The following is a 19,302-nucleotide window of genomic DNA, read 5'->3' as shown; positions in this document are numbered from 1 at the left end:
GGATTTGAGGCGGCGTGAAAACATTGCTGTCAATGCAATGGCTTCCCATGGACACTGAAGCCGTCATGGTCCTAAATGGCACCATGACGCCGCCCACAATCCGAACCCGGAGTCCCTCATGCCGCCGTCCCCCCTTTCGCGCCGCTCTCTTTTAAAAACCGCAGCCTTGCTCGCAGCCTCCACCACGCTGATGCGGACCGATCTGGCCTGGGCGGCAGGCAGCGGCGAACGACTGGTCGTGGCGGCAGATTCGGAGCCTAAGAACCTCAATCCGGCGATCGTTGCCTCCAACGGCGTATTCTACATCTCCAGCAAGATCGTGGAGCCCTTGGCGGAAGCATCGTTCAGCGGCAGGAACGGTTTGGAACCGCGTCTTGCGACGTCCTGGGAAGGATCGCAGGACGGTTTGAGCGCGACCTTTAGACTGCGCGAGGGCGTGACCTGGCATGACGGCAAACCCTTCACCTCGGCCGATGTGGCCTTCTCGGCCCTCTCCGTCTGGAAACCGCTTCAGAACCTCGGGCGTCTGGTCTTTGCCAATCTGGAGAGTGTCGATACGCCAGATGAGCATACCGCCATCTTCCACTTCTCCAAGCCGACGTCGTTCCAGTTGATCCGCAACGCGCTTCCGGTGGTGACGAGTGTGCTGCCGAAGCACCTGTATGACGGCACCGATATTGCCACCAACCCATTGAACACCAAGCCGGTCGGTACCGGGCCTTTTGTTTTTGCCGAGTACAAGCCCGGCGAATATTACCGGTTGACGCGCAACGAAAAATACTGGGGCAAGGGTCAGCCGAAACTGGACGAGATCATCTATCGCGTGCTTCCGGACCGAGCAGGTGCCGCAACCGCGCTGGAAGCCGGCGAGATCCAGCTCGCGGCCTTCTCCGCCGTGCCGCTGACGGATCTTGCCCGCATTTCCAAGGAACCCGGTATCAAGGTCATCGCCGATGGCTATGAGGCGCTGACCTACCAGCTCGTGGTGGAGATCAACCACCGTCGCAAGGAGCTTGCCGATCTCAAGGTTCGGCAGGCCATTGCCCATGCGATCGACAAGAAGCTCGTCGTCGATACGGTGTTCCTGGGCTACGCTACCAATTCCACCGGTCCCGTGCCGAAGAACGCGCCGCAGTTCTATACGCCTGACGTGAAACTCTACGACTTCAATGTCGACAAAGCAAATGCCCTTCTCGATGAAGCAGGCTATCCGCGTGGCGCCGATGGCAACCGCTTCTCGCTCAAACTGTTGCCCGCGCCGTATTTCAACGAAACCAAACAGTTCGGCGCCTATCTTCGCCAAGCACTGTCTGCCATTGGCATCGATGCGCAGCTGGTGAACAACGATGCGGCCGCGCATCAGAAGGCGGTCTATACGGATCACGCCTTCGATCTCGCGGTAGCACCCACCGTCTTCCGCGGCGATCCCGCCATATCCACCACCATCCTGGTAAAATCAGGAACACCCGCCGGCGTGCCCTTCTCCAACCAGGGCGGTTACGAGAACAAGGAACTCGACGCCATCATCGACAAGGCGGCGCAAACGGTGGACGAAAAGCAGCGTACCGAACTCTACAAGGTGTTCCAGCAGAAGGTCAAAGAGGACCTGCCGATCATCAACGTGGCCGAGTGGGGCTTCATCACCGTGGCCCGCAATACGGTGAAGAACGTCGCCAGCAATCCAAGATGGGCGGTTTCAAACTGGGCGGACACCGCCATCGAGGAGTGAGGTGGGAGGCGCAGGCCGCATTCTCCGTCGCAGGCTGATCAGCGCCATTCCGGTGCTGATCATCGTGCTCCTCTTCACCTTCCTGCTGTTGGAAAATGCGTCGGGCGACGCAGTCGACGCCTATCTGGTGTCGATTGGTGGCGGAGATGCCAGCCTGCGAGACAGCCTGCGGACGCAATATGGGCTGGATCACTCGGCCCTATGGCGGCTGTGGCTTTACGCCACCTCCGTCCTGAAACTCGATCTCGGCTGGTCGGTCGCCTTCGACCGCCCTGTGCTGTCGCTGATTATGGAGCGTTTGCCGAACACGCTGCTTTTGATGGGAAGCGCGACGCTCTTGTCCTTCATTCTTGGCACTGCTCTGGGGATTGTCGCTGGAGCAAAGCCGGGAAGCCTGCTGGACCGTGCGCTATCATCTGTATCACTTGCACTGTATGCCGTTCCAGGGTTCTGGCTCGGTCTCGTCCTGGTGCTCGTCTTCGCAGTCAAGCTTCGCTGGCTCCCTACATCCGGTCTGGAAACCATCGCTTCCGGTAAGCAAGGTTTCGCACGCGCCCTCGACATTGCGCGGCATCTCGTTCTTCCCGTTGCGAGCCTTGGCCTGATCTATCTCGGTCTTTTCCTGCGCGTGATGCGAAGCGCCATGGGCGAGATCTGGCGGATGGAGTTCGTCTCCTTTGCCCAATCGAAAGGACTGTCACGCGCGCGGGTGGTGCTGCGTCATGTTGCCCGCAATGCCGCCCTTCCCCTTCTCACCGTGCTTGGCCTTCAATCCGCTATGATGCTGGGCGGCTCCGTTGTGATAGAAAGCGTCTTCGCCATTCCGGGCTTCGGCAGATTGGCGCAGGAGGCGGTGGCAGGGCGGGATACACCCTTGCTGATGGGAATCATCCTCGTCAGCGCCGTTTTCGTCATCCTCGTCAATCTGATCGTCGACTTGCTCTACGCGCTTCTCGATCCGCGTATCGGCGCCGGGGAGGAAACGGCGTGACGGTTCTTAGCCAAGTGTTCCGCAGCCGCGAAGGCCTGGTCGGTCTCGCAATCCTTTTCGTCGTGGCAGCTTCTGGCCTTTCAGCGCCTTTTGTCTTTCCCAACGATCCGCTTTCCATCGTCGCCGCGCCACTCATTCCGCCATTCACCGACCGCGCCCTGCCGCTCGGAACCGATACGCTTGGACGCGATGTTCTGGCCTGCCTGTTCCACGCTGCGCGCAGTTCGCTGCTCGTCGGTCTCTGCGCTGCCGCCGCAGCCCTTCTGATCGGCACCGTCATGGGAACGCTTGCGGGCTTTGCTGGCGGTATCATCGATGAGGCGTTGATGCGGATCACCGATGCCTTTCAGATCGTGCCGAGCTTTCTTCTGGCACTTGCCTTCGTCAGCACCATCGGTCCATCGCTGCCCATCGTGGTCATTGCCATCGCGCTCGGCGCCTGGGCCGACCCGGCGCGATTGACACGCGCGCAGGTGCTGTCGATCCGCGAGCGCGACTATGTGGCCTCGGCGCGCACCATCGGCATGCACCCAATGGAAATTGCCTTCCGCCAAATTCTCCCCAACGCCTTGCCGCCGGTTATGGCGCTCGCCGCCATCATCGTCGCTGCGGCAATACTCACCGAAGCCGCGCTCTCCTTTCTCGGACTTGGAGACCCGAACATCGTGACCTGGGGTGGGATGATTGCCGAGGGGAGAAACGTGCTTCGCTCGGCGGCCTACCTCTCCATTATCCCCGGCATGGCTCTGCTCGCTACTGTCCTTGGGGTCTATCTGCTGGGTGAGGGCATCAACAAGGCGTTCGCCGGTCAAGGGGCTGCGCGATGAGCCTTGCCCCGCTTCTGAAAATCGAAGGGCTCAGCGTCACCTACCACTGCGCCGCGCAACCGTCCTTGCGCAACGTATCGCTTCAGCTTCAGGAAAAGCAGCGCCTGGCGATCATCGGCGAAAGCGGATCGGGCAAAAGCACGTTGGCACGCTGCATCGCCGGCTTGTTGCCGCGCGGAGCCAAAACCGAAGGTCAGCTGATCTGGAATGGACACCCCGATAAGAGCCACCAAGCACGATTCCCAACGCCGGGCCGCGATATCGCCTATATCTTTCAAGACCCGAGCGCCAGCCTCAACCCGGTACTGACGATTGGCGAACAGGTGGCCGAGGCTGCGATCCGTCATCTTCGCCTCACCCGAAAACAGGCGCGGGCTCACGCCCGGGATTTGCTGACAGAGGTACAACTGCCGAACCCTGATGCCTTGCTGTCGGCCTATCCGCATCAAATCTCCGGCGGGCAGCGGCAACGTGTGGCAATTGCGGCCGCCATCTCCGCAGCGCCCAAAATCCTTATTGCCGATGAGGCCACCAGCGCGCTCGACACAATCACGCAAGCGGCGATCGCCCGGCTTCTCGGCCGCCTTGTCAGCGCCAATGGCATGACGCTGATTTTCATTACCCACGATATCGCGCTGGCCTCCAGCCTTGCGGACGAGATCGCGGTGTTCCAATCGGGCCGACTTATAGAGTCGGGCAAGGCGCAGGATGTGCTCTCGAATCCGGCAAGCGGCGATACCAAACGTCTCCTCTCATCGCACCTTGATCTGACCACCCCACCGCAGATCCGGAGGGCTAGTTGATGGAGCCTTTCTTCTCCGTCAACCACCTCTCCAAGCGCTACCAAGCGCGCGGACGAACGGTCCAAGCACTCGACGATGTTTCCTTCACGCTGGCGCGCGGCGAAACGCTTGGGCTGGCAGGCCCGTCCGGGTGCGGGAAATCGACGCTCGCGCGCATTATCATGCGGCTTTCGCCCGCAGATGGCGGCGAGGTGCGCTTTCAAGGCCAGAACTGGCTGGCCCTTTCGGGTCAGGAGCTGAGAGCCGCCCGTCGCCATGTGCAGATGGTGTTTCAGGATACCCATGGCGCGTTCAATCCGCGCGCCACGGTGGCAGATGCGATCGGTGAACCGTTACGAATCCACAGGATCGTCGCGCCCCGCGATCGACAAGCCGAGATCGTCCGGCTGTTGGAGCGGGTTGGGCTTGGCGCGGACTACGCTGCACGTCCTGTTCTCCAACTGTCGGGCGGCCAGCGACAGCGTGTCGCAATCGCCCGGGCCATCGCCTGCCGCCCGTCCCTGTTGGTGATGGATGAGGCCGTTTCCGCGCTCGACGTTTCCGTCCGCGCCCAGATCCTCGAATTGCTGGTATCCCTTCAAAGCGAGACCGGCCTTTCCTGTCTGTTCGTCTCGCATGATCTCGCGGTCATTCGTGCCGTCTGCCATCGCGTTGCCGTCATGGAGATGGGGCGCGTCGTCGAACAGGGAGAGACGGACAGCGTGATCTCGAACCCACAGTCGGATACAGCAAGACGGCTGATCGCCGCCGTTCCCACACTTCGTAAGGACCAAAGCCATGCCTGATCGCAACTGGAGCCATCTGCTCGACGTGCCCGCCTTTCCTTCGGAGCGTTACGCAAAGCTTGCAGACCGATTGGCGGCCCTTATGAAGACACGTAACGATGTGCTTCTCATTCAGGCCGAGGCAGTCTTGGCGCTGGAAGCCGTCGCCACCAGCCTTGCGCGAACTGGCCTGAAAGCGCTGAACATCGTGACGAGCCCCTATGGTGCATGGTTCGGCAACTGGCTGAAGCGCGGGGGCAGCGATGTCATCAATCTCGTGGCGGAGCCCGGACGACCGGTCGCGATAGAGGCTGTGCGACAGCACCTGGACCAACATCACGATATCTCTGTGCTGTCACTGGTCCATGCCGAATCCGCCACCGGCATTCTCAATCCGCTGGAAGATATCGTTCGGCTTGCAAGTGAAAGAAGTGTGCTTACGATTGTGGATGCGGTCGCATCGATTGGCGGCCATGCTCTCAATGTGGATGGAGACGGCATCGATATCGTCGTGATCGGTCCGCAAAAATCGCTCGCAGGGCCGGCGGGCGTCTCGGCAATCTCGGTCAGCGACCGCGCCTGGGCGATGCTGCAGCATGAGGGCGCGCCACGCAATTCGATGCTGTCCCTTCTCGATCAGAAAGAGCAATGGCTCGAGACCGGCAGAGGCGCTCTGCCCGGCACACCTTCGCCGCTCGAATTCTTCGCGCTAGACGCCGCACTCGAGCGTCTGGAAGCCGAAGGCATCAATGCGGTTGAAGCGCGGCATCGTCTGGCGGCGAAGGCGACGCGAGACGCTTTGCGCGCGCTCGGTGCCGAGGTCTGGGTCGACGACCATCTCGCTTCGGCACTGGTGACAGCCGTCAAGCTTCCGGCGAACATCGACCATAGCAATTTTCTCCAGGCCGCGAGGCTAAATGGGGCAGATATTGGCGCAGCGGTCGGACCGGGCTCAGATCGACTGGTCCGCCTCAACCATACCGGCCAGCGTGCCAGCAAGGAGGCGGTGCGTGCCAACATCAAAGCCTTCGCCCACGCCCTGCAATTCCAGGGCCACTCAAGACCGGTCGAAAAAGCCTTTAAGGCGCTGGATGCCATCTATTCTTTGTGAGGCGATGATTGAACCGCCTTTCAGACCCGTGAAAAAATGCTCTCACTGAAACGCTGCTATTGGAAGGATCTTTCCCTCCCGTCCACAGCAGTGACACAGGAATCCCTCCCGCAATCTTGACGAAATCGTGGCAAAGCGCGAAACTTTACACATTGTTAAGTTTGGTGACAGGAGGAATGAAAATGGTTGCTGGTTTCAACATGCTTTCCTTCGATCTCTTCGGCCTTGGCCGTCGGGCACAGGAAGAAAAGCTCAAGCGTGAGAGCGGATCGAAAAAGGACCAGGTCACGCGCGACGAGTCCGAGCAGCGCGATCGCGATCAGGAACATGATCTGTTCTTCTGGTCGCTCTATCCGGTGATCTGAGGGACGCGTCCAAAACCGCGCAGTCTCACGTCCCTCAAAGGCGATCCAGTTCCTCGCGATGTCGATACATTGCGAGGAATTTATTGTAATCGCGCTCATAGACGGATGCGCGTGATCGATCCGGCTGGCGCTCCTCACAGCCGGGATACATGGCAGCACCCGCCTTCGCCAGGCTGTCATAGACGCCGCCCGCTGCAGCAGCGGTCATGGCCGTTCCGAGAAGAACAGCATCGCTGGTCTGTGGCACCACGACCCGTTTGCCTGTCGCGTCGGCATAGAGTTCCATCAGCAGCGGATTGTGGATGTGCCCACCCGCGACGTGAAGCGTGGTGGTGCGATATCCGAACCCTTCCATCGCATCCAGAACGTGGCGCGTGCTGAGCGCGATCGACACAGCCGTGCGCCAGTACAGTGCACAGAGGCTGTCGAACGAGGTATCGAGTGTCAGGCCACTGATCACACCTCTGGCATGCGGATCGGCAAGCGGCGATCTGTTGCCATGAAAATCCGGTAGGACATGCAGACGGCTGGCAAATCCCTCTCCCTCCCCTGCCCGCAACACCATGACGCGGTCGACGATGCGACGGTGAAGTGCCGCATCCGGCTCTCCCCCCGCGGCATGCATGCGCACGATATGGTCGAGCAGCGCACCCGTTGCCGATTGTCCGCCCTCGACCAGCCAGTGATCCGGCAAAACAGCTTGCCAGTAGGGTCCCCACAGGCTGCGACCATGAATGCGATTGGGCGTCAGCGCCACAAGGCAACTGGATGTGCCAGCGATCAGCGCGACGTTGTTTTCCACATGGTTGTCGAGGCTCCCGCCAAGCGCACCAAGCGCGCCCGCATAGGCGTCGATCATGCCGGTCGCGACCCGGCATTGCGTATCTAGCCCCAATTCATCGGCAGCCTTGGCCGAGAGGGTACCAACGGCCTGACCTGGTGCTACGGCGCTTGCAGGCAGCGAGGCACGTTCTTTCAGATCGCCGATACCGGCAATTTCAAGATAGTCGTTGCGCCAGCCTTGCTGTTCATGCGCCAGAAAATTCCATTTTGCCGTCAATGTACAGTTGGAGCGCGCAGCACTGCCGCTTGCCTTCCATGTGAGAAAGTCGGCAAGGTCGAAGAAGTAAGCGGCTCTCGACCAGCTTTGAGGCAGGTGTTTCTTCAACCACATAAGCTTCGGTATCTGCATTTCGGGAGATATCGATCCGCCGGCGAAATCCAGAACCGGATGATGCGACGCGGTGAGAAAATCCGCCTCGTTGATGGCGCGATGATCAAGCCAAACCACCGTGTCGAACCGGTCTTCGCCGGTGGTCGAGACCGACACCTGCTCGCCAGACTTGCCGCGCGCAACCAGCGAACATGTGGCATCAAACCCGATAGCAGCCACACGCGCCGGATCGATCGCCGCGTCCGCCATGGCAGACCGCACCGAAAGGCAGACCGCCTTCCATATGTTCTCGGAATCGTGCTCGGCGTGGTTTTCCCTCGGCCTTTGCATCAGGATGGGATGAGTGGCGCGAGACAGCATTGCACCATTACGATCGAACACCCCGGCGCGCGCGCTGCCTGTTCCGACATCGACCGCAACGAGATATTGGCGCATGAAGCTAGTTTCCCATCCCTGTTTTGCCGAAAACCGGGAGAGAACCGTTCCGTGTCTTCACCTGCACGTCAACCAGCCTCTGCTCTTGAGCCTTGGCGGCCCTTTCGGTCGCGCACAAGGTGGACCAAATCCGGCATCGCGTCAAACACGAGATCTGGCTCAAGCGCTGCGATCTGTTGGCGGAATGCGGGGAAGCGTGCGTGAGAGCCTCCTGTAAAAGCAAAAACGCACATGCCAGCAGCCTTAGCTGCCGCAATACCGGCCGGACTGTCTTCAATGACGATGCAATTGGCGGGCTCCGCGCCCATTTCGTGCGCGGCATGCAGGAAGAGATCGGGTGCCGGCTTGCCGTTCTTCACCATGGTCGCGCTGAAAATATGCGGCTCGAATTTTTCGATGAGTCCCGTAAGGCCCAACGAGTAGCGTATGCGTTCCGGCTGACTGGACGAGGCCACGCAGCGAGGCACGTCGAGCCGGTCCAAGGTTTCGGCAATGCCTTCGATGGCCTTTAATTCGAGGCGAAAGCGTTCGAAAAGCGCGCTTCGCATGTGTTCGAGGAAGTCGATATCGGTCTCGATACCGTATTCTTCCCAAAGCGTTGCAGTCATGTTGGCGAGGCTGCGGCCGAGAAACCGTTGATAGGCCTCTTCCTCGGTCATCTGAACACCCAGATGCGCCAGCATGTCGATCAGCACGGCAACTGAGACCGGCTCACTATCGACGAGAACGCCATCGCAGTCGAAGATCACCAAGGGGCCGGTTCCGGTTGGCATGATGTCAGCTTTCGATGAGTTTATCGTCCAGATAGAGTTGCAGCGTCTTTGCCGTTCCCTGCTGCCACAATGTCTTTAGAGCATGGGCAAAGCGCTTGCGGAAGAGGTCGGAGTCGGCAACGTCGCTGAAAATGTCGCTCAGTGCAAGGAACGCCATCGGGTCGTCCTTTGCCTTGATCGCTGCGGCCTGCAGGCGCTCGGCACTCGCATCGTTGAAGACGATCTGCTTCCCGCTGTCCGAGGTGCCGTAGAAGTAGCGGCACCACAATGCCGAGACCAGCGACAGACCGACAATATCGAGGCCTTGGGCGAGACGATCCGAAGTCGAAGGCAGGATGAATTTTGGTTGGCGGTTGGAGCCGTCTTGCGCCAGGCGCGGAATGGTGTCGCCAATCTTCGGGTTGAGGAAACGGCGCTCGATCAGCTCGAAATATTCGTTGAGATTGGTGTCCGGCACCGGCGGAATGATCGGGATGATCTCTTCCTTTTCGAGCTTCGCGAGGAAGGCGCGGATCAATGGATGCTCCATCGCCTCATGGACGAAGTGAACATCAAGAAGTGCTGCGGGATAGGCAATAGCCGCATGGCCGCCGTTCAGGATGCGGATCTTCATGTGTTCATATGGCGCCACGTCGGACACGAACTGAACGCCAACTTTCTCCAGCGCCGGGCGACCGGCGGGGAAATTGTCCTCCATGACCCATTGCTTGAACTCTTCGCAGAAGACCGGCCAGTTATCCTCAATGCCGAAGTCGTCGCGGGCAATGGAGCGCTCGCGATCGCCGGTGGCCGGCGTGATGCGATCCACCATGGAATTGGGGAAGGAAACGTTCTCACCGATCCAGGTGGCGAAGGCTGGATCGGACAGGGCCGCAAGGCCGACCACGGCATTCTTCGTGACCTTGCCGTTGTGAGGAATGTTGTCACAGGACATGACCGTGAAGGCCGGGATGCCTCTGTCGCGGCGTGCTCTTAAACCAGCAACGATGAGGCCGAACACCGTCTTCGGTGCTGCCGGGTTCTTGCCGTCCTCGGCAATGGCTGGATGCTGCGGATTGAACGCGCCGGACGCATCGATGAAGTAGCCGCCCTCGGTGATGGTCATCGAGACGATGCGGATCTTCGGGTCGGCAAGTGCCTCGATAATCGCTTTGGCGTCGCCGACCGGCAGGATGTCGATCATCGGTCCGGTAACGCGGGCGCCTGTTCGGTTATTGTCCTGCTCGACGACCGTCGTCAGGAAATCCTGATCGGCGAGCTTCTCGCGCATGACAGCATCCGAGGGCAGCACGCCAGCCCCGATGATCGCAAAATCATGATCGGCACCGGTGTTGAAAAGATCGTCGAGATAGATGGCCTGATGCGCACGGTGAAAGTTGCCGACGCCGAAGTGAACGATGCCGGCCGAAAGGTCGCTCCGCACATAGGAGGGAACCTGGGCGGTGGCCTTTGCCTGATCAAGCGTTGCAAGCGAGAGTTTGCAGGTCATGAGACAATCCTCGAATAATTCGCAATCGAACCGGCGCGCAAAACGCGCTCAAGGTCCATGTCGTGACGGCTTTCGCCGAATGCCGGCGTCCAGGCACTACGCCCGGATTGCCAGACCATTGGTGTCGAACCTGTGGACCTTGGTCTCATCCGGCGTGATGAAGACGATATCGCCGTGCTGGCAGGCGAATTCGCCACCGGCGCGCGCGGTGATCATGCCGATATCTTCGACGTCGATGTGGAGGAAGGTATCCGAACCAAGATGCTCGGCCACGTTGACCTTGCCCTTCCACAAACCGCTGTCCTTCGACAGCAGCAAATGTTCAGGCCGGATCCCGACCGTCTCCGCCGACTTGCCAAAGGCATAGGCACCCTTGACCAGGTTCATGCGCGGAGAGCCGATGAAGCCCGCGACGAAGAGATTGGCCGGGCTGCGGTAGAGATCGAGCGGCGAACCAACCTGCTCGATATTGCCGCGGTTCAGAACCACGATCTTGTCGGCCATGGTCATGGCCTCGACCTGGTCGTGGGTCACATAGATCATCGTCGTCTTCAGCGTGTTGTGCAGCTCGGAGATTTCCAGCCGCATCGTGCCACGCAGTGCCGCATCGAGGTTCGACAGCGGTTCGTCGAAGAGGAACGCGGAGGGCTCGCGGACAATGGCGCGACCGATGGCAACACGCTGGCGCTGACCGCCGGAGAGCTGCGAGGGACGGCGATCGAGATAATCGGTCAGATTGAGGATGGCTGCGGCGTCATTCACCTTCTTGTCGATGGCGGACTTTTCCATCTTCGCCATCTTCAGCGGGAAGCCGATATTGTTGCGCACGCTCATATGCGGATAAAGCGCGTAGGACTGGAACACCATGGCAAGGCCGCGCTCGGCCGGTGCCTTTTCGGTCACGTCCTTGCCGTCTATGATGATCTGGCCGCCGCTGACGTCCTCAAGCCCGGCAATCAGACGCAACAGCGTGGACTTGCCACAACCAGACGGGCCGACGAAGACGACGAACTCACCGTTTTGAATGTCGAGATTGATGGATGGGATGACCTTGGCTTCGCCAAAGACCTTCGAAACATTTTTAAGCGAAATGCTGCCCATTGTTATGATCCTTATTTCACAGCGCCGAAGGTCAGGCCGCGCACGAGTTGTTTCTGGCTGAACCAGCCGAGCACCAGGATTGGCGCGATCGCCATCATCGAAGCCGCAGAAAGCTTTGCCCAGAACAGGCCCTGCGGCGATGAGAAAGAGGCGATGAACGCCGTTAGCGGTGCTGCGTTTGTGGTCGTCAGGCGAATGGTCCAGAAAGACTCGTTCCAGGCCAGAATGATGTTGAGAAGCAGTGTCGAGGCAATGCCGGGAACCGCCATCGGTGTCAGGACATAGACGATCTCGTTCCACAGCGACGCGCCATCCATCCGGGCGGCTTCCAGGATTTCACCTGGAATTTCACGGAAGTAGGTGTAGAGCATCCACACCACGATCGGCAGATTGATCATGGTCAGCATCAGCGTCAGGCCGAAGCGGGTGTCGAGAAGGCCGGCATTGCGGAACATCAGATAGAACGGCACCAGCACGGCAACGGCCGGCATCATCTTGGTGGAGAGCATCCACATCAGGATGTCTTTCGTGCGCTTCGTCGGCGAAAATGCCATGGCCCAGGCCGCCGGAATGGCGATGAGCAGAGCCAGGATCGTGGAGCCGACCGATAGAACGACCGAGTTCATGAAGGGCTTGAAGTAGTCGCGCTGCGTGTTCACCGTCACATAGTTTTCCAGCGTCCCCGACGGCCAGAGGCTGAAGCCTGCAATCGCTTCCGGCTCCGTCTTGATGGAGGTGAGGAAGGCATAGAGGATCGGGAAGAACAGGATGAGCGCAACCACCCATGCCGCGATGGTAAAGCCGATCTTCGAACGGGTAGAGACTTTACGAGCCATGGGACGTCTCCTTAACGATCGAGGTTCTTGCCGACCGCGCGCATCAGGAAGATGGCGACGATGTTGGCGAGTACGATGGCGATGATACCGCCGGCTGAAGCACCACCCACGTCGTAACCAAGCAGCGCGGTCCGGTAGATCAGAAACGGCAGGTTGGTAGAGGCATAGCCGGGTCCGCCATTGGTGGTGACGAGAATTTCCGCATAGACGCCCAGAAGAAAGATGGTCTGAATGAGGATGACCACCGTCATGGCGCGCGCCAGGTGCGGCAGCGTCAGGTAGATGAAGCGGTTAAAGAAGTTTGCGCCATCCATTTCGGCGGCCTCTCTCTGTTCGCCGTCGAGAGACTGAAGGGCAGTCAGCAAGATCAGCGTCGCAAAGGGAAGCCATTGCCAGGCCACGATGATGACGATGGATAAAAGCGGGAAGCGCGAGAACCAGTCGATAGGTTGAAAGCCGAAGAACCTGTTCAGGTCCGCAAGCACACCGTAACCGGGGTGCATAATCATGTTCTTCCAGATCAGTGCCGCGACCGGTGGCATGACGAAAAAGGGAGAGATCACCAGAATGCGAACGATGCCCTGGCCGAAGATTGGCTGATCAAGCAGAAGCGCAATCGCAACGCCGCCGATAATGGTGATCAGCAGCACACCGCCGACGATGACCAGCGTGTTCCAGATGGACTGGAAGAAGGCCGGATCGGTATAGAAGAATTTGTAGTTGAACAAACCGGCGAAACTGACATTGGCCGGGTTCAGCAGATTGTAGTTCTGGAAGGAAAACCACAGCGTCATCGCCAGCGGCACGATCATCCAGATGAGAAGCAGGAAAACGGATGGCGCCATCATCACGCGCGCCAGGTTCCTGGTGTTCTGCGTTGCCATTCGCTGTCCTCCCAGTATCGCGCGCGGGAATAATACCGCAGGCGGTGCATTCTTTTGATTATGAAGACGATCGAGAAGATCCGCCGCCCGGCAATGGCCGGGCGGCAGGCTTCGGGAGGATTACTTGATGTAACCGGCGCGGGTCATTTCGCGCGTCGCGGTGGACTGAGCGCCTGCGAGCGCATCATCAACCGAAGACTGGCCTGCAACGACTGCCGAGAACAGCTGGCCGACCGTGGTACCGAGCGACTGGAACTCGGGGATCGCCACGAACTGGCCACCGGTGTAAGGCACAGGCTTGACCGTTGGCTTGGTGATGTCGGCTGCATTCATGGCTGCAAGCGTCGTCTTGGCGAATGGTGCCGCCTTCTCGTAGTCAGCGTTCTTGTAGAGCGAGGTGCGCGTGCCCGGAGGAACGTTGGCCCAGCCTTCCTTGGAGGCGACGAGATCGGAATAGTCCTTGCTGGTTGCCCAGGCGATGAACTTCTCTGCCGATTCAGCCTTCTGCGAGCTCTTCGGGATCGCAAGGTTCCAGGACCACAGCCAGTTGCCATGGTTCTTCAATTCGCCATGCGTCGGGAAGAGCGCGTAGCCAACCTTGTCCGCAACCTTGGAGTCCTTCGGGTTCGACACGAAGGAAGCAGCAACGGTAGCGTCGATCCACATGCCGCACTTGCCTTGCTGGAAGAGCGTCAGGTTTTCGTTGAAGCCGTTGGACGCAGCGCCCGATGGACCGGCATCCTTCATCAGATCGACGTAGAACTGCAGGGAGTTCTTCCACTCGGGCTGATCGAATTGCGGTTTCCAGTTTTCATCGAACCAGCGGCCACCGAAGGAGTTGGTAAGCGCGGTGATGAAGGCCATGTTTTCGCCCCAACCCGCCTTGCCGCGCAGGCAAATGCCGTTGACGTCGGCCTTACGGTCGGTGATCTTGCGGGCCGCATCGCCGATGAATTCCCAGGTCGGGTTTTCAGGCATTTTCAGGCCGGCTTTTTCAAACAGGTCCTTGCGATACATGATCATGGCAGATTCGCCATAGAAGGGCGCCGCATAGAGCTTGCCTTCAACCGTCAAGCCACCACGAATGGATGGCAGCATGTCGTTGACATCATACTTGTCGCCGAGCTTTTCCAGCGGCAGAAGCCAGCCTTGCTTGGCCCAGATCGGAACTTCGTAGTTGCCGATGGTCATGATGTCGTACTGGCCGCCATTGGTAGCGATATCCGTCGTGACGCGTTCGCGCAGGACGTTCTCTTCCAGTGTGACCCACTCGATCTGGATGTCGGGGTTCTTGTCGGTAAATTCCTTCGTCAGTCCCTGCATGCGGATCATGTCACCGTTGTTGACGGTGGCAATGGTCAATGTTTCTGCAGACGCGAGGCCGGAAAGGGCGAGAGCCGAGCATGCGCCCAGCAGAAGTGTCTTCAATGTCATGATCTTCCTCCCAGAAGAAAAATGAGCATTCGCTTTGCTCGAGGGCAATTACTCACTTATCTCGACGCAAAGTCAAGCATCCTCCTGCGCTGCAACGCAAAAGAAGGAGCTAATATACTGATTCAAATGATATATTTTTGCTCAGTGCGTGAGCAGATATTCAGCCGATTGCTCATCGGTGATGACGCCGTTGAGCAACCCACCGCGCAAAGCGGCCAAAATGGCGGGCGATTTCTTTCGTCCCTGAGCGATACCGACCACGGTGCAAGTCTCCCTCGGCGGCACGGGAACGGAGGCGACGCGATCATTGATGGGATTGTTCATGATCTGCCCATCCCCATCGAAGAACCAGCCGCAGATTTCGCCTGCGGCACCCTCGGCGATCAGTTTTTTCATCTCGTCAACGGCGAGGAACCCATCGAGACAGAGCGGCGCGTTTTCTCCCAACTCGCCAACTCCGACGAAGGTCACATTCGCGGCAGCACCCAAAGCCAGCGTTGAGCGAACCATGGGTTGGTCATGCAGCAGGAGGCGCTCTTCAGACGATGAGCAAAGAACCGGCAGCGGCATGGGAAAGTGGCGAGCCTTGATCGCATCCGCCATGGAGAAGATGACGTTGTAGTAGGCGGCCGAGCCATCGGGACCGATATTGCCGGTGAGTGAGACGATGCGATGCTGCGGACAATCCATCGGCGGCAATTGATCCACCGCGGCTTTCAGCGTGCGCCCCGTTCCGACGGCCAGCACGATCGGATCTGGCTGGCGCAACCAGCGCTCGATTTCCGCCGCACCCGCCTCGGCAATTCCAACGGTGGAGGAGGTTCCTGCCGGATCGCTCGGGACGACCTCGACATGCTTTAGCGAAAAGCGTTCACGCAGCGCCTCTGCCTTCTCCAGACAGGCGGCAATCGGGTGATCGAGCCGCACCTTGATCAGACGCTCGGCCACCGCCAGTGAGACGAGACGCTGCGCAGACTGGCGCGAAATTCCCATGGCTGCGGCGATCTCGTCCTGCGTGCGACCGGCCACATAATAGAGCCAGCCGGCGCGCGCCGCATCGTCTAACCGTCCACCGCTATCGGATCGCCTGGCCATGTCTCTGCCCTAACTTGTCTGCTCCCCAAGTGCTGGCATTTTTTGCAGTAAAAAGTCAAACCATGAGACACGACAGACGGCTGTTGATCGCGGGTACGAGCCTTCAGCTTGCTTCCTGTACGAGATGACCGGCGGAAACCTCGCGGTAATGGCGCGGCGGCTGCACGTAACCGACAGGGCGGATCGGGCTTTTGATCTCGTCGGTGGCCATGTTGCGTCGAATATGCCGTCGTGAAGGGTCCGGCACCGGAACGGCAGACATCAGCTTCTTCGTGTAAGAGTGCTGAGGATTATCGAAAACGGCGGCGCGCGGACCAATCTCGACAATCTCACCGAGATACATCACCGCCACACGATGGCTGACCCGCTCCACCACGGCCATATCGTGCGAGATGAACAGGAAGGCCAGATTGAGGCTCTGTTGCAGATCGAGGAGAAGGTTGCACACCTGCGCCTTGATCGAGACATCGAGCGCCGAGACCGCCTCGTCGGCAACAATGACCTTGGGGTCGAGCATCAAAGAGCGCGCAATGGCCACGCGCTGACGCTGGCCGCCGGAAAATTCATGCGGGAAACGCCGCATCATATCAGGATTAAGGCCCACTTTCTCTAGCAGATCCGCAGCCTTTTCACGCGCCTGCTGCTTGCTGCCGAGGCGGTGCTCGATGAAGGGTTCCATGATTGCTGCACCCACGCTCATGCGTGGGTCGAGACTGGCGAAAGGGTCCTGAAAAATCATTTGCACACTGCGGCGCATGGCGCGCAAGGTAACTTTGTCGAGCTGCATCACCTCATAGCCATCGAGCATCACATTGCCGGATGTTGGCTCGATCAGTCGAGTGATCGAGCGGCCGGTGGTGGACTTACCGCAACCCGACTCGCCAACGAGCGAAAGCGTTTCTCCTTCGGAAAGATCGAAGGAGACCTTCTCCACCGCATGCACGGCACCGGATTTACGACCGAGAAGACCAGAGTGGATATCGAAGCGGGTCGTCAGATCCTTGACCGAAAGGATGGGCGTCTTGCCACCCGAAACCGTATCCTTGACCTCCACCGCTGGCTGGCTCTCGCCCGTCTTGATATCAATGATCGGGAAACGGGCGGGAAGCATGCGCTCCTTCATCGAGCCGAGCTTCGGGACCGCAGAAAGAAGCGCACGCGTATAGGGGTGCTGTCCGCGGTGGAAGATATCATCCGTGGTGCCGGTCTCGACCACATCGCCGCGGAACATGACGATGGTGCGATCCGCCACTTCGGCCACGACACCCATATCATGGGTGATGAACAGAACCGACATGCCCTCCTCTTCCTGCAACTGCTTGATGAGGTCGAGGATCTGGCCTTGAATCGTGACATCGAGCGCCGTCGTCGGCTCGTCGGCAATCAGGAGCTTCGGCCGGGAGGCAAGTGCCATGGCAATCATCACGCGCTGGCGCATGCCGCCGGAAAACTGATGCGGATAATCATTAAAGCGGCTTGTCGCATTGGGAATGCGCACCTTTTCCAGAAGGCGGATGACCTCTGCTTTTGCGGACGATGAGGAGATATTCTGATGCACGGTCAGCGCTTCGGCGATCTGCTTGCCGATCGGAAAGATCGGATTGAGGCTGGTCATCGGCTCCTGGAAGATCATCGAGATCTCCTTGCCGCGAACCTTGCGCATCTCCTCTTCCGGCAAGCTCAAAAGATTTCGCCCGCCGAGCATGACCTCCCCTTCGATGCGGCTCATCTTCTTATCGAGAAGCCGCATGATGGAGAGCGACGTAACGCTCTTGCCCGAACCGCTTTCCCCAACGATTGCCACCGTTTCGCGCGGCGCGATCTCGAAACTCATATCTCGCACGACGGATTTCCATCCGCCATCGACGCGAAAGGACGTGGTGAGATTTTGAACCGACAGGACCGGGGTCACAGACCCGCCGGTTTCTTCCATGGACGTTCCGGCCAAAAGCATGCTGATCTCCTTAAAGTTCGACCGCACAATCGCATGTCGGCATCATGGTATTCCTCGTTTCGGGTGCCACGGCTCGGCTTGAAGCATCGCCCAGCACGCTAACGCTTGCAACCTCGGCGCATGCCTGATCAGCCTCGCGCTGGTGGCTGCGGCCACTTTTTCACACCGCCACTCCAGTCCTCGAAGGCCTTGGACAACTTCATAACAAAGAGATCCTCAAAGCGCGGGCCAACGATCTGCAGGCCGATCGGCATGCCGGACTTCGAGAAGCCGCAATTGATCGAGGAGGCCGGTTGTTCCGACATGTTCCACGGCACCGTGAAGGCAATGTGTTCAAAGGGCAGTTGCGGGTCATTGGTGGGAGAAGCCCAGTCTGCCGGATAGGAGACGATCGGATTGGTCGGCGAGATGACGGCATCGACCCTCTGCATCAGCCGGCCGCAGCTCTTGCGCATTTCCATGGTCTGGTTGAAGCCGAAGACGGCGCGCGACCCTGACACGTCCGCACCCTTGCTTGCCCATTCCAGAATATAGGGAAGGATCAAGTCCCGGCGTTCCTCGCTGAGCGCCACCATGTCGCCCCAGAATTTCGCCCGCCAGAAATCATCCAGCCCATCCAACATGTCGCGCGTCAGCACCGGCTCGACGGGAACGATGATGGCGCCCGCCGCTTCGAAGAGCTTGGCAGCAGAGAGGACAGCGTCACGTACCTCGTCATCCAGAGGGAGGCCGCAGCCCGCATCCAGCATCAAACCGATCTTCAGGCCCTTTACATCGGCGTTCAGGTCGAGCCAATCGATTTCGTTGGGAGGCAGCGATGTGCCGTCGCGCCAGTCCGGTCGCGACAGCGTCGCCATCGCATAAGCGGCATCGGTGACGGTGCGGGTCATCGGCCCGGCGCAACGACCGGTGTAGAAGGGATCGACCGGAATACGGCCTTGGCTGGGCTTGAAACCGAATAGACCGGTCCATCCGGCGGGAAGACGCACGGAGCCGCCGATATCCGTGCCGATATGGAGTGTGCCGTAACCGGCCGCCCCCGCGGAGGCCGCACCGGCGCTGGAGCCGCCGGGGTTCTGTGTCGGATCCCAAGGGTTGCGGCTAAGCTTATGGAAGCTGGAAAGGCCCGACGAAAGCATGCCGTAATCCGGGCAGGTCGTCTTGGCATAGAGGATCGCTCCGTCTTCGCGGCAGCGCGCCGCCACCGGTGCATCCTCACCGGCTGGAACCAGTTCGACAGCCTTTGTGCCAAGCGGCACCGGCTGGCCCTTGGTGGCGATGAGCTCCTTGAGCGAGACCGGAAGACCATCAAGCGGACCGAGCGTTTCTCCCTTGAGCCAGCGCTGCGTCGAGGCTGCCGCCTGCCTGCGGGCATCTTCCGGATCATAGGCATAAAGCGCGTTGACGATCGGCTCGAATGCCTCGATGCGTGCCTCCACGGCCTGCCAATATTCCAGTGGGGACAGTGCCTTGTCGCGGTAGAGCGCCAGAATTTCGAGCGTGTTGAGGTCTATGAGATCGGTCATGGAATCGTCTC

At 59.5% G+C, this 19,302-nt stretch carries 17 protein-coding genes; 7 read left to right on the top strand and 10 right to left on the bottom strand.

Annotated elements, in window-relative coordinates; all coding sequences use genetic code 11:
• Window positions 1-118 precede the first annotated feature (118 nt).
• The 7 genes from ACTJK5_RS22250 to ACTJK5_RS22220 all read left to right on the top strand — a co-directional run bounded on the left by ACTJK5_RS22250 (window position 119) and on the right by ACTJK5_RS22220 (window position 6,590).
• Window positions 119-1,729 carry an ABC transporter substrate-binding protein gene (locus ACTJK5_RS22250; RefSeq protein ID WP_440598765.1) on the top strand — a complete coding sequence of 537 codons (1,611 nt, stop codon included), beginning with the start codon at window positions 119-121 and terminating at the stop codon, window positions 1,727-1,729.
• 1 nt (window position 1,730) lies between these two features.
• Complete coding sequence (locus ACTJK5_RS22245) at window positions 1,731-2,720, top strand: ABC transporter permease (RefSeq protein WP_427929183.1); 990 nt, start codon at window positions 1,731-1,733, stop codon at window positions 2,718-2,720.
• On the top strand, window positions 2,717-3,547 hold the full coding sequence (locus ACTJK5_RS22240; protein WP_427929184.1) for an ABC transporter permease: 831 nt from the start codon (window positions 2,717-2,719) through the stop codon (window positions 3,545-3,547). Before ACTJK5_RS22245 ends, ACTJK5_RS22240 begins: the two co-directional genes overlap by 4 nt.
• Complete coding sequence (locus ACTJK5_RS22235) at window positions 3,544-4,350, top strand: ABC transporter ATP-binding protein (protein WP_440598766.1); 807 nt, start codon at window positions 3,544-3,546, stop codon at window positions 4,348-4,350. The genes ACTJK5_RS22240 and ACTJK5_RS22235 overlap by 4 nt, the downstream gene beginning before the upstream one ends.
• Entirely contained in the window at window positions 4,350-5,135 is a 786-nt protein-coding gene (locus ACTJK5_RS22230; protein ID WP_113227230.1) for an ABC transporter ATP-binding protein, read from the top strand. The genes ACTJK5_RS22235 and ACTJK5_RS22230 overlap by 1 nt, the downstream gene beginning before the upstream one ends.
• The gene (locus tag ACTJK5_RS22225) at window positions 5,128-6,225 is read left to right on the top strand and encodes a pyridoxal-phosphate-dependent aminotransferase family protein (RefSeq protein WP_113227231.1); all 1,098 of its coding nucleotides are present in this window, start codon (window positions 5,128-5,130) and stop codon (window positions 6,223-6,225) included. The genes ACTJK5_RS22230 and ACTJK5_RS22225 overlap by 8 nt, the downstream gene beginning before the upstream one ends.
• Before the next feature lie 182 nt (window positions 6,226-6,407).
• Window positions 6,408-6,590: a hypothetical protein gene (locus ACTJK5_RS22220; protein ID WP_207773752.1), complete on the top strand. Its 183-nt coding sequence runs from the start codon at window positions 6,408-6,410 to the stop codon at window positions 6,588-6,590.
• A 34-nt stretch (window positions 6,591-6,624) separates the two neighbouring features.
• Here the strand turns inward: ACTJK5_RS22220 and ACTJK5_RS22215 are convergent, their stop codons facing one another.
• From ACTJK5_RS22215 to ACTJK5_RS22170, 10 genes are all read right to left on the bottom strand, one after another.
• A complete protein-coding gene (locus ACTJK5_RS22215; protein ID WP_113227232.1) occupies window positions 6,625-8,199 on the bottom strand; it encodes an FGGY-family carbohydrate kinase in 1,575 nt (524 codons plus the stop codon).
• 68 nt (window positions 8,200-8,267) lie between these two features.
• Window positions 8,268-8,972 (bottom strand): HAD family hydrolase, encoded by a 705-nt coding sequence (locus ACTJK5_RS22210; protein WP_062423578.1) that lies wholly within the window; start codon window positions 8,970-8,972, stop codon window positions 8,268-8,270.
• A 4-nt stretch (window positions 8,973-8,976) separates the two neighbouring features.
• Complete coding sequence (locus ACTJK5_RS22205) at window positions 8,977-10,461, bottom strand: mannitol dehydrogenase family protein (protein ID WP_440598767.1); 1,485 nt, start codon at window positions 10,459-10,461, stop codon at window positions 8,977-8,979.
• Between the two features lie 96 nt (window positions 10,462-10,557).
• Window positions 10,558-11,562, bottom strand: coding sequence for an ABC transporter ATP-binding protein (locus tag ACTJK5_RS22200; protein WP_112359366.1), 1,005 nt, complete (start codon window positions 11,560-11,562; stop codon window positions 10,558-10,560).
• An 11-nt stretch (window positions 11,563-11,573) separates the two neighbouring features.
• Window positions 11,574-12,398, bottom strand: a complete 825-nt coding sequence (locus tag ACTJK5_RS22195) for a carbohydrate ABC transporter permease (protein ID WP_062423581.1) — start codon at window positions 12,396-12,398, stop codon at window positions 11,574-11,576.
• 11 nt (window positions 12,399-12,409) lie between these two features.
• Window positions 12,410-13,282, bottom strand: coding sequence for a carbohydrate ABC transporter permease (locus ACTJK5_RS22190; protein WP_062423582.1), 873 nt, complete (start codon window positions 13,280-13,282; stop codon window positions 12,410-12,412).
• A gap of 120 nt (window positions 13,283-13,402) precedes the next feature.
• Window positions 13,403-14,716: an ABC transporter substrate-binding protein gene (locus ACTJK5_RS22185; RefSeq protein WP_062443612.1), complete on the bottom strand. Its 1,314-nt coding sequence runs from the start codon at window positions 14,714-14,716 to the stop codon at window positions 13,403-13,405.
• A 141-nt stretch (window positions 14,717-14,857) separates the two neighbouring features.
• Window positions 14,858-15,811, bottom strand: coding sequence for a sugar-binding transcriptional regulator (locus ACTJK5_RS22180; protein ID WP_062443615.1), 954 nt, complete (start codon window positions 15,809-15,811; stop codon window positions 14,858-14,860).
• 103 nt (window positions 15,812-15,914) lie between these two features.
• Window positions 15,915-17,765 carry an ABC transporter ATP-binding protein gene (locus ACTJK5_RS22175; RefSeq protein WP_440598769.1) on the bottom strand — a complete coding sequence of 617 codons (1,851 nt, stop codon included), beginning with the start codon at window positions 17,763-17,765 and terminating at the stop codon, window positions 15,915-15,917.
• A gap of 128 nt (window positions 17,766-17,893) precedes the next feature.
• Window positions 17,894-19,291, bottom strand: coding sequence for an amidase (locus ACTJK5_RS22170; protein WP_440613271.1), 1,398 nt, complete (start codon window positions 19,289-19,291; stop codon window positions 17,894-17,896).
• Between the last annotated feature and the right edge of the window lie 11 nt (window positions 19,292-19,302).

It is taken from the genome of Agrobacterium sp. 22094 (genome assembly GCF_052046015.1).
Taxonomy (GTDB): Bacteria; Pseudomonadota; Alphaproteobacteria; order Rhizobiales; family Rhizobiaceae; genus Agrobacterium; species Agrobacterium cavarae.
This window is presented reverse-complemented; position numbering and strand designations above follow the sequence as displayed.